Here is an 11,551-nt window from a genome sequence, read left to right as displayed (position 1 = left end):
GTTGAGTTATACAATCGATTTAAGTTCCGTCAACAGCCTTTAATGGGATATTGAAGGGTTGATTTTTCCAAGGAAACCTACCTTTGAATTACGTCTAAGCCTGATGCGTTGATGTAAAGCAAGGATTGTCCTGTCCAAGTTCCATATAGGTTTGGATGCTGGATTTTTTTAAAGTGGATGGCTAGAATTGCGATGTATGGCCGGATGCCATAATATTTTTTTGATCAGCTTTGGGAAAAGGGTTTTCGTTAACCGGAAAAGATGAATCGTAAGCCCAAAACTATAGCCAAGTAAAAATTAGACTGGGTTTTTTGGCTTTTTTTGGAACAAGCGATCAAATGAGCTACACTTCATTCCATAGGTTGGAACGCGTAATAGCTTTCGCACTTCTTTTAAATTTCCAAATAATTGATTTGCCATGATTCCCCAGATGGTTTGGCGACACATTCATGAAAAACTAAAGAAGAAACGCTAAGAAAAAGTTGGGCGTGAAACTCAACTTATCTGATAGAGGTACTGGTATACCGTGCAGAGATAAGAGAGCTCACGCCCGGGTCGTGAGCCAATCTACTTATCATCTCCCTGCAAAAATTACCAGTTTTCTATCGGAGATTCCAAGCGATGACTTCAAATATTTTCTATACGAAGAATCGCAAAAATACCAACTTTTATTAGTTGGATTAATCTAAGATATAAAAAATAATCACATTTATGTGATTGTTAGTAGTTTTTTTTCTGATTCATTTTGAGTCCTGTATGAAAAATATAAACGATAAAGAACTTCTTACTAGTATTTCAATAGTTTTGAAAGAACTAAGAGCAATAGAAGGTTTGACACAACAAAATGTTAAAGATGATACAGGGATACACATAGGTAGAATAGAAACTACACGAAATGATCCTTCTTCAAGCACAATTTTTGAATTATGTAAATATTTTAAAATTTCTCTATCGCAATTTTATAAAAGATTGGAAGAAATTAACCCTAATTTAAATATTAATAATAAATTTTAATTTTCTAGTAAAAAATGAGTTTAAGTTTCTCTATAAACCATTCATGATTAATTTTTTACATTGTTGGGAAAGGCCACCAAATATTCACACAATTATTAAAAATACGGTCGTTCGACCGAGAAATTTTATCATCTAGCTCTTTTCTTTACAAGTATGTCTGAAATTAAAATGGAAATTTGCAATTTTATTCCTAGAGAGTGGTTGCTTCCATGGTTAAATGAAGGTCAATCCCAGAGTTCTCTCGCAAATAATCACAATATTGATGAAAGTACCTTTAGAAAAATAAAGAGTAAAAATGGATATAGAATTCCTGTTGAAACTCTAAACAAAATCTGTGAAGCTAAAAATCTAAAGTTATGTGAGTTTTTTCAGAAGGTTGGTGTCTAATAATAACCTTTCATCGCTTTTAATGCTATATTTTAATTACATAATCGGATTAAATCCGATTATGTACCTTCTTTATTACATAGGCGCAAAAGAAACTGTACTTGTCGACATCATCAAAGAAGCTGGTGTGCGTTCTAACAAGACGCTGAAAATAAAAATAGAAGTTGAACGAAAGCCTCTTTTGAATTTTAGCACCGCAAAAAGTTTTGCTCCGTCCATTTTCATTTAACGTGAAAAGTTTTACCAAATCAAGTCTATTTGCAGGTAAAATGCATGCGCTGCTTTTTAGAAAGTGGCTAAATAGGGTTAAAGGTAGAGATTGGTATGACTTAGAATGGTATATAAAAAAAACCTTAGGATGTACATCATTTCCTAACTAGGGCGGTAGACACAAACGATTGGCAAGATAAGCGTATTTCCAATGAGCAGATTATCGAGCTTTTGGATACCAAGATTAAATCCGTTTCTTTTAGCAGTATTAAAGCGGATGTAGTTCTGTTTATTCCAAATGATGATGTTTTAAACATTTGGAGCCCCGAATATTACAAAGATTTAATAGCGGAAATTAAATTTGAGAATACGTGATCTTAGGAGAAGGTTACTATTTGGGAATTGCTCAGTAAAAGAATAAAAATGATTGCCTTCTATTTAAGCATATGGAGCCCCTATAGACCAGTGCTATATAACTAGTTGACTAATTTGGGATTGAGATATCGCGAAATAAAGAGTTTTTAAAGACCTTGGGAAGAAAGAAGGTTGGTTTTATACCCTTCACAACATCTTCATGATTTCAGCATAGCACCTCATGCACCAGATTTAGTTCTTCATCGGATTAGACAACCCTTCTTTTAGGCATAGACCATTCTATCTTTTGCAATATAAACCGCAATTTTCGGTCCTTTCCATTGGCGAAGGTCACAAATTCGCCCGGTCTTAATCGAAAAAAAATATCCGCCCTCCGTTTGGAAACCTCTTTTTCCCCTTTGGGGATCAGGCTTTCAAAGCTCAATCCATTGCGATTATAGACACTGTGGGTTGGTTTTTTTAATAATTTCGAAAAAAAGTTCGTAATATTTGGTGGTGTTCGGGTAGTTGCCCCAATAGTCCTTCCATATATCGGTTTTGCATCATTTCCTATAGTGGTAACAGGTCAATTACCAGGTCAGGTATACCTCTAAAAATATGCCTTTACCGGCAACTGATGACATCGAACCCCGCTTTGAGATTATAGAGATTTAAATGACAATCTTGCACAACGGAATCGTTGGCGCAAAACCCCTTTTTGTTTTCGGAATGAATGGCACAATTTCCATGTCTTTACTTACCTTTTTTCAATTACCCTATCGTTAATTTAAGTTGTAGTCATATAAAATATCACATGGCTTTATTTTATAGCTGGAAATGGACAGTTTTAATTAAATAGTTCTGATAATTAAAATATCCATTTCTATTTATCTACGAGGCTATTTATGGTTTATAAATAAATTCTTTGTCCTATAATTTAAGTTTAATTCACATTTATAATATGCGAGACCAATAAACTGAATCTTATCGGTTGAGGAATAAATAATATAGATTGTTATGTTTTGTATCCATTTATTGAAGTACCTTTAGTTATACGAATGATTTCGAGGCAAAAGTTACCTATTCGGTTACCTGATATTTTAAAAAACTTGTAATTATTTGATAATAAAGGTATTGAGGTGTGGAGGGTTAGTTCTGCCACCCCGACTTTAACATTTTTGTTAACACTTTAACCCTGATAATCAATTGATTATCAGGGTTTTGTTTTTTAAGAACTTTTCTTAAAATTTACTTTTTCACTCTAAAATCACCTGAATAAGTTAACAAATCGGTCAATAGAATTTTATTATGTTTCTTAACCTTCGGTAAATAGGTTGCTATAGAAATAGGTTCGTCGGGGAACAAGGATTAGAACATTTGCCCAAATCACTCTAATCAGTTGTTTTTTTGGTAGGTTTTAGCGTTTTAAATTTGTCGTTAACAAAATTCTAAGTAGAAACAATTGAATTTTGTTAACTTACTTATTCATTCATTTGATTTTGCAGGCAAAAGACAAACTTATAGCACACTTGAGGGGAATCATTCAATTATCCCCTAATGATGAAGTCATTGTTAGAAATAGCTTCAAGGAGATATGTCTAGCAAAAAAGGAAGTTTTACTATTTACAGGGGAAATATCCTCACACATGCAATTCATTTCAGAAGGATGTCTAAGAGCCTACTATATGGATGAAGAAGCAAAGGAGCATATTGTTCAATTTGGTATAGAAGGATGGTGGGTGAATGATCTTTACAGCTACCTTACCAATACTCCTGCTAAACAATTTGTACAAGCTTTGGAAAAAAGCACCGTGCTACAAATACATCGCGACACCTTAAATAGCCTCTATAATGAGGTTCCCGCCATCGAACGTTTCTTCAGATTAAAATTTGAAAAGGCATATGTTGCTTTTCAATATCGTACGATTGATGCTATGGCTAAAACAGCTGAGGAACGTTATTTAGAATTCCGAGCAAAATACCGGGATATTGAACAAAGGGTTCCCCAGTATATGGTTGCTTCTTATTTAGGTATTACCCCTGAATTTTTAAGTGCACTGCGAAAAAATTTGAAATAAAACTACTTTCTTAAACCACCTTAAGATTATTGCCTTTTGTTACCGATAGGTTTGTACTGATATTCTAAAATTCAGTACGAAATGAAAAAAATAATCGCATTTGCAGGAAGCAACAACCCGGCTTCAATAAACGAAAAATTGATAAAATACATTATTCAGGAATTTCCGAAGTCCCGAATTGAATTCCTAGATCTTAAAAAATATACATTACCTATTTACAGTCAAGAAATAGAACAAAAAGGCATCCCAAATCAGGCCAAAGAACTTTTTCAACTATTTACCTCCGCAGAAGGATTTATTCTAGCCTCACCTGAGCATAATGGTCTTCCATCGGCTTTTTTTAAAAACACCATCGACTGGCTTTCAAGAATAGACCAGCGTTTCTTTGGGGACAAACCTCTTCTTCTCTTAAGCACATCACCAGGGGCAACTGGAGGTAGTACACATTTAGAAATCTTAGTCAATTTGGTACAGCGTTGGGGAGGTAAACTTATAGGTAAATTTTCTTTGGGCAGCTTTCAGCAGAATTTTAATGATGACACCAAAAGTCTTAATAATCCAAAAGAAGAATACGTTTTGAAAAATCTTGTAGAAAGCTTTTTAAGGAATCAACCTGTTAGTGAGGAAAATGACCCTAACGATATAGAATAACTAATGAATAAAATAACCACTCAATTCAAATCAAAGGGGGGGGTTATAGATAAATATCAACTCCCTGTGAATTTAAGTTACACGAATTAAAAAACACATGACAAAATGAAAAAAAAAATAATTGAACATTTATTCGAGTTTTGGAAACATATAGGCCATAATGGTTGCTTTCTCAAAAAAGAAAAGGGTTTTGACTGTACCAATCCTTCTGAAAACTCATGGCCCAGTAAAATTTTCAATGTCAACGTTGAAAAGTTAGACCTAAAAGTTCTCCAACAAAATATACAGTCCAGAAAGCTACCCAATTCAGTAGCGGTGTATGAACAGGATTTCCCTGGAAAAATACTGACATCCATTGGGTTTGTTTTGACTTCTACATTAAAGGCCATGGCATTGACAACTAATGAAATTTCATATGAAAACATCAAGGCTTCCGATTTTCTAGAGGTATGTTCGGAATATGATGCTGGGCTATTCGCAAAAGTAGCATCCAAGTCCTTCGGATACCCCGTTAAAAGGTCCACGATAATTCCCCTATTTGATGACCCTGCATTTAAACTTTTTCTAGGAAAACACCAGAACTCTTTTCCGAGTTGTGGTATGATTTATTTGGATAAAAACGGTATTTCTGGTATCCACATGATTGGCACAAAGGCTGAATACAGGGGATTGGGACTTGGAAAAAAGATGACACAACTTTTAGTCAACGAAGCCTTAAAGAACCAAAGCAAGAAAGTATACTTAGTCGCTTCGGAAGCTGGAGAAAGAATATATGCCAAAATGGGGTTTGAAACTTATGGTGTTTTGGAAAGTTATGGGTTACAGATGAATTGAATACGAGATGTAATTCTTTATGACGGGGTAATTGTTTGTATCAACAAATGTAAAACAATTACCCTTTTTAATGTAATCAGCCGAATAAATCTGATAGTTTACTTTCAACCCACTTCATTTCTTAAACTACCTTAATATACTCCTAATTGCTTGACTATAAATTTGTTGTGAATAAATATTAGCAACAATGTCTAGAAAAACATCTTTACTCATTCTGATTTATTTGACCGTTTTAAGCGTTGCGGGTCAAGAATTGAACTTCTCACCAGATTTAGTATTTGGCAACCGTTCTGTAACCTATAAACATCTAATTAAATATTCGATCAACCCAAGACTATCTGTTGACAATTTGACACTATTCGATACCGAATATGAAGAGGATGCCAACAATATCTACTTTGTCAGGAATAATCTCTCTTATCATTTCAATGAAAAAATTAAGCTCAACACAGCAATAGGGATTAAAAACCCCGGAGCATTCTGTACAGTGTCTTTAGGTTTTTCCTCGAGAATTACCAATTTTTCCTTTGCCTATACTGCTGGCAGTACATATCAAAAGGGGTTTTCATTTGAGCAATCCGTGGTATTAAGTTATACGCCGGATATAGGTCAAAACTATAAAGGCTATATGAATCTGCTTGCAACCGCAAACATAAATGCTAACGGATATATCAGAGGATTGCAACAGTTTAAAATCGGAATACGAAAAAAACAGCTGATAACTGGGTTGGCTTTAAATCTGGATCAGTTCAACAACTCCCGAAAAAAACTACAAAACATGGGCGTATTTCTAAAATATAATTTTTAACCTTAAATATTCAATTCAATGAAAAGAAACAAGAACCTTGGAATTTTTATCTTAAGATTGACGATACCATTTACCATGTTGATTTATGGTATCAATAAAGTAATCGAAGGCACGGGATTTATTGGTAGTCTCTTAGAACAATATGGTTTACCAAAGATGATGGCAAATGCCGTATTTATTGGCGAGATAGTGGCACCTTTAATGCTAATGATAGGATTCAGGGCCAGATTGGCAGGATTGATTTTCTCCTTTAATTGCCTATTGGCGATTGTTATGGCACAAACCCAAAATATATTTAAATTGAACGAATTTGGAGGATGGTCATTGGATTTATTGTTTATTTATTTAATTACCGGAATTGTATTTTTCGTGAGTGGTGCTGGTAAATACGCTCTGTCAACTTCCAGTCATTGGGATTAGCCCTTTGTTTAATTAATTTTAAGTTAACTATTAAAATAAATCAATGCACGCAATAGTTTATAAATTCAATATTGTAGATGGCCTGGCAAATGAATTTGAAGTTGCCTGGGAAAAATTGACAAAAGCATTTATGACCTATTCAGGTGGTCTAGGCTCTCGCCTTCATAAAGATCAAGAAGGCAATTACATTGCTTACGCCCAATGGCCCGATATGGAAACGTGGGAGAAAGCACGAAACAAGCTTCCCGAAAACACCGATGAACTTATCCAAGCAATGAAGAAAAGTTGTGAAAGTACAGATGTGCTTTTCCATTTGGATGTTACAAAAGATTTATTGAAAACGGACTGAAAAAATAGGGCACTAAAAAAGATTTGACAAATTCATAACTTAGTGTCCTATGGAAAATGACATAGTCAAACTTATTTCAAGATTTCTCACTTTAAACGATGAAGAGCGTAAAGCTTTTATGGAATATATTCCAATTAAAAGCTTTAAAAAAGGCGATATACTTTTAAGGGAAGGACAAGTTTCAAGAGATTCTTATTTTATTATAGAAGGGTGTATTAGAAAATATTATATAATTGATGGAGAAGAACGCACCACAGAGTTTTATGAGGAAGACGAATCTGTAGCCTCATTACAGAGCTATCAAAACAAAACACCAGCTAACCATTATTTTGAATGTGTTGAAGATTGCAGACTTGCGGTTTTAAACTATGAAAAAGAGCAGGAGTTATTTAAACGTGTTCCAAAATATGAGGCTTTATGCCGAATGTCTATGGAAAATGATTTTGGAGAACAGCAGGAAGCCTTAGCTAAATTTATAACGTCTAGTCCTGAAGAACGCTATAAAAACCTTTTGGAAACTAGGCCAGATTTATTACAACGTGTGCCACAATATCATTTGGCGAGTTATTTGGGTGTGAAACCTGAATCTTTAAGTCGTATTAGAAAACGAATTGCTAAAAAATAATTACAGTTGTTACTCAACCTAATATTTTAAAAGATTTAACTTTTCTAATGTATTCTTACACCAGAAACAATCATCACCCTTAGTTAAAAGATCCAAAGCTATAAGTAATCTGTATTTGATATCTATTCTTTTACTTTTACTAGCGGTTTTACGAAAAATGATAACAGTAGTTATTTCATTGTTTTGTTCGTAATTGCTCAAAGATTTTAGAATCAACCCAATAAACCTCACCTTTTTCAACACCTGCCCATCCTTTTATTTCAGGATTATTGTATTTTCTAGAGAAGATAAAATATTTTCCGTCAGAAGACATATACGGACAATAATAACGCCAGTTGCTATCATAATCTAAGGGTATTTCTTTCGGTTCTGTCCATTCACCATTATCATTAAATGTTATTTGAAATTTACTTTGTCCATTAGTAATGGCATATTTCTCATCTGGTGAAACATAAGTAATTAGTTCCTTCTTTTCTGATTTAGTGTTAATAATAACAGGTGCTTCAAATTTTTCATTTCCTAAATATTGTGCGCGATATGTGTTCATCCCTCCCTTATCACTTGGCCTGTTTGAGCGAAAATACAAACTCCCATCATCCGTAACTACAGGATAGGTTTCAAAATATTCGGTAGAAACTAAAAAATCTACTTTAGAGGCTAATTCCCATTTACCATTCACCTTTTTACTTTTATAAATGTCTGGAGGTATGGTGTAAAGTTCTTCTCGAGTCACATTATTCTTATAAAGTTTTGTGTCTACCCCCAGAAAATACATTGTCTTACCGTCTGTGGTAATTGTGGGGTCGCAAGCAACTGAAACTAAGACACTATTGTCATACATTTTAATGGGCTTAATTTCAGACCACTTGCCATTAATTAATTCGGAATGGTGAATAACAAAGCTGTTGTCCACAATTCTTGAAAAGAACATTTCTGTATGATCATAATTAAAAACTACATTAAGTTCGATACTGTCAGTATTAACAATTGATGGCGCAAATAATTTTGGAATTGTAGAAGGAGGCTTCTCATCGAAATATGAAATAGTATTGTTTTTACAGCTAAAAAATGTTACGATGATTAAGAAAAGTGATAAAAATTTATTCATTGACTTTAGCTAATAATGAAAGTTTTTCTATTGAGTTGTCACACCAAAAACAATCGCCTTCTTCTGGTTTTAACTCTAAAGCTTTTGTATATGCTTCCATAGCTTTATCTATTTCATTTGTTTTATAATAGGCATCTCCTAGCGAGTCCCAGCTATTCCCATCTTCAGGAAACATTTGTGTGTTAAGCTCATAAATAGTTATCGCTTTTTCCATTTGATCTTTTCTGTAATACAAGCCTCCTAAGCTATTTAAATGTCTTGGTGAATCAATAACACCCTCGAATTTCAGTCCTAATTGCTCTCTTAATTCGTTAACACGACCCTTGTATCCTTCAGTAAATCTGTAAAGTTCACTAACCGTGTATTTTGGTAGTTCTTTTGGTTTATAGGTTGCATCAAATAACATGTTTTCAATTTCCATGGTCATTCTTCCTATAGGTCTAACAAATGCATTAGACGAAAATAGTATCACAACGTCTTCTTCTGGAAACCATACAAACTCGTTATAAGAAACGCCATTAAATCCATTGTGGGTGATGACTTTGGTGTCTCTTTTAGAGGTGTAAACAGCCCAGCCATAAGCATAATGACTCGACTCATCTTCATATTCAGATACATAGGGTTTTGTGAGAATTTCAAAAGACTCCTGAGATAATATTTTATTGGTCTTTAATGCTTGATACCATTTGTACATGTCATTATTCGTTGAATGTACACCACCATTTGCAAGTACTGTTCTTGCGATTTCCCCATCTTGTTTATACTGTGCAATATGAGAGCCTTCATTAGAAACATTAAGCAAATATTCATTAGCAACAGTTGTGTTATCCCAATCTGGTAATAGATATCCTGTCTGTTTCATTCCCGATGGTTGGAATAAGTTTTTATTTAGATAGGCTTCATAATCCTGACCAGAAACAAGTTCTATAATCCGTCCTAAAATACTATAGCCTGAATTTGAATAAGAATATTCTGAACCTGGAGTAAATAACAACTTCTCTTGAAACAGATTTGAAAAATAAATATCTCTTGTTATGAGATCGAAATCATCGGTACTACCATGGCCAAAACCAGCAGTATGGGTTAATAACTGATGTATGGTGATGTCTTTTTTATCATCAGTCAAATCATCAAAGTAGGTACTGATAGAACTATCCAATTTTAATTTGTTGTCTTCAGCTAATTTCACAATAGCAGCACCTGTAAACTGTTTTGACACAGAACAAATATCATACACCGTATTAGGATTGTTGACTATATTGTTTTCTTTGTTGGCGAACCCTAATCCTTTATTGATAATAATAGTATCATTCTTAGCAACCAAAACTGCACCAGAAAACCCATTGAGTTCACTTTGTTTTAAATAATGATCGATACGAATACTTAACAAATCAGATGGATTTTCTTTTGATGGATTTGATTGGCATGCAACACTTAAAATAGCGGTTAAACCACCTAAAAAGAGATAAGATTTATAAACAGCTTTTGAAGCGTTTATCTGTAATTTCTTGTTCATCTTAATTAAGTTTAAAATTTTACTTGATTTTATTAGTTAATATATTTTTAATTCTTGACTTGCTTATTAGTAGAAAGAAACTAAGATCTGTCATTTCTATTTAAATCAGTTATCAATAATCCAATTAGAAATCCTATCTAAAAAACCATCTACAAACTTCTTTTCCAATGTTGCATATTCATCTCTGCTCCCTGTTTTTGCCTTTTGAAAAAAATGATTGGCATTATCAAAAGTTGTAAAATGATAATTGGTACCTGATATAAGAAGTGCGTTTTCCATTCTATCCTTATTTTGATGAATAGGTACCTGAAAATCTAAACCTCCAAATAGACTTAACACTGGAACTTTCAATTGTTCTAAATCCTTTGACGGGTCATAGTAAAGAAACGATGTTAGCGAAGGCAACGCATAGATTATTTTAAATTCATCAACTTTTGCAATAGCTTGTTGTTTTATTTTTAGACTATCAACTACATCTTCTGAAGACGAAATCTCAAATAAAATGGATTCGGTGGTTTGTCTGAACAATTGGTATGCATCATCAATATTCATATCATCTTCAATAGCTCTCATTAGTTTATTGTGTGCAGACACATCAGATTCAATTAAATTTTGATGTAAATCTGTATGTTCATAATCTTGTCTCACTTGATAAGTAACCACTTCTATTAATGGTACGGATGGCGCACCCATTAAAATCACCTTTTTTACAGATTCATTTTTTACAGCAACTTTTCCAGCAAGGATGCCGCCTTGACTGTGCCCAAATAATATGAAATCATTGAATGGATGCTCCTTTGTGGTATTGAAATAATCCATTATGCTTTCCAAGTCCTTTGCATGGTCGTTAATGGTGCTGTTTACAAAATCACCGGTGCTTTCACCTACACCTCTATCGTCATAACGGAAAGATGCTATTCCCTTTGATGCCAGATGGTGGGCAATAACTTTAAAAATTTTGAAGCCTTCTAATGTTTCGTCTCTATCCTGGTCTCCACTTCCTGAATTCATGATGACTAAGGATGATGTATTTAATTTTGTTGGAATCGATAAGGTTCCTCCAATTTTAACGTCATCCGCTTGAATGATTAAGTCAATCTCTCTCGAATTTTGATCATTACTGTCAATTTTCTGGGCAACTATATTCTGATGCCACAGAAAAAAAATAATTACTATAGTTATTAATTTTTTCATTTT

At 33.7% G+C, this 11,551-nt stretch carries 14 protein-coding genes; 11 read left to right on the top strand and 3 right to left on the bottom strand.

Annotated elements, in window-relative coordinates:
- Positions 1-756: 756 nt before the first annotated feature.
- From DCS95_RS04950 to DCS95_RS04905, 11 genes are all read left to right on the top strand, one after another.
- Entirely contained in the window at positions 757-1,014 is a 258-nt protein-coding gene (locus DCS95_RS04950) for a helix-turn-helix domain-containing protein (RefSeq protein WP_116769696.1), read from the top strand.
- A 153-nt stretch (positions 1,015-1,167) separates the two neighbouring features.
- The gene (locus DCS95_RS04945) at positions 1,168-1,401 is read left to right on the top strand and encodes a helix-turn-helix domain-containing protein (protein ID WP_164674122.1); all 234 of its coding nucleotides are present in this window, start codon (positions 1,168-1,170) and stop codon (positions 1,399-1,401) included.
- A 61-nt stretch (positions 1,402-1,462) separates the two neighbouring features.
- On the top strand, positions 1,463-1,630 hold the full coding sequence (locus DCS95_RS20190) for a hypothetical protein (protein ID WP_164674121.1): 168 nt from the start codon (positions 1,463-1,465) through the stop codon (positions 1,628-1,630).
- Between the two features lie 40 nt (positions 1,631-1,670).
- Positions 1,671-1,781 (top strand): hypothetical protein, encoded by a 111-nt coding sequence (locus DCS95_RS20675; protein WP_425269153.1) that lies wholly within the window; start codon positions 1,671-1,673, stop codon positions 1,779-1,781.
- A 1,653-nt stretch (positions 1,782-3,434) separates the two neighbouring features.
- Positions 3,435-4,043, top strand: coding sequence for a Crp/Fnr family transcriptional regulator (locus DCS95_RS04935; RefSeq protein ID WP_341865174.1), 609 nt, complete (start codon positions 3,435-3,437; stop codon positions 4,041-4,043).
- Positions 4,044-4,124: 81 nt separating this feature from the next.
- Positions 4,125-4,694, top strand: coding sequence for an NADPH-dependent FMN reductase (locus DCS95_RS04930; RefSeq protein ID WP_116769694.1), 570 nt, complete (start codon positions 4,125-4,127; stop codon positions 4,692-4,694).
- 105 nt (positions 4,695-4,799) lie between these two features.
- Positions 4,800-5,528 (top strand): GNAT family N-acetyltransferase, encoded by a 729-nt coding sequence (locus DCS95_RS04925; RefSeq protein WP_116769693.1) that lies wholly within the window; start codon positions 4,800-4,802, stop codon positions 5,526-5,528.
- A 187-nt stretch (positions 5,529-5,715) separates the two neighbouring features.
- On the top strand, positions 5,716-6,336 hold the full coding sequence (locus DCS95_RS04920; RefSeq protein ID WP_116769692.1) for a hypothetical protein: 621 nt from the start codon (positions 5,716-5,718) through the stop codon (positions 6,334-6,336).
- 18 nt (positions 6,337-6,354) lie between these two features.
- Entirely contained in the window at positions 6,355-6,756 is a 402-nt protein-coding gene (locus DCS95_RS04915) for a DoxX family protein (protein WP_116769691.1), read from the top strand.
- Positions 6,757-6,799: 43 nt separating this feature from the next.
- The gene (locus tag DCS95_RS04910; protein ID WP_116769690.1) at positions 6,800-7,105 is read left to right on the top strand and encodes an antibiotic biosynthesis monooxygenase family protein; all 306 of its coding nucleotides are present in this window, start codon (positions 6,800-6,802) and stop codon (positions 7,103-7,105) included.
- Positions 7,106-7,154: 49 nt separating this feature from the next.
- Complete coding sequence (locus tag DCS95_RS04905) at positions 7,155-7,730, top strand: Crp/Fnr family transcriptional regulator (protein WP_116769689.1); 576 nt, start codon at positions 7,155-7,157, stop codon at positions 7,728-7,730.
- A gap of 175 nt (positions 7,731-7,905) precedes the next feature.
- Here the strand turns inward: DCS95_RS04905 and DCS95_RS04900 are convergent, their stop codons facing one another.
- The 3 genes from DCS95_RS04900 to DCS95_RS04890 form a co-directional block, all read right to left on the bottom strand.
- Entirely contained in the window at positions 7,906-8,838 is a 933-nt protein-coding gene (locus DCS95_RS04900; protein WP_116769688.1) for a PD40 domain-containing protein, read from the bottom strand.
- Positions 8,831-10,354, bottom strand: a complete 1,524-nt coding sequence (locus DCS95_RS04895) for a serine hydrolase domain-containing protein (RefSeq protein ID WP_116769687.1) — start codon at positions 10,352-10,354, stop codon at positions 8,831-8,833. The genes DCS95_RS04900 and DCS95_RS04895 overlap by 8 nt, the downstream gene beginning before the upstream one ends.
- A gap of 105 nt (positions 10,355-10,459) precedes the next feature.
- Positions 10,460-11,548 carry an alpha/beta hydrolase family protein gene (locus tag DCS95_RS04890; RefSeq protein ID WP_116769686.1) on the bottom strand — a complete coding sequence of 363 codons (1,089 nt, stop codon included), beginning with the start codon at positions 11,546-11,548 and terminating at the stop codon, positions 10,460-10,462.
- Between the last annotated feature and the right edge of the window lie 3 nt (positions 11,549-11,551).

Origin of the sequence: Maribacter litoralis (genome assembly GCF_003075045.1) — a bacterium.
Classification (GTDB): Bacteria; Bacteroidota; Bacteroidia; order Flavobacteriales; family Flavobacteriaceae; genus Maribacter; species Maribacter litoralis.
The sequence above is the reverse complement of the archived record's forward strand: the minus strand, read 5'-3'. Positions and strand labels throughout refer to the sequence as shown.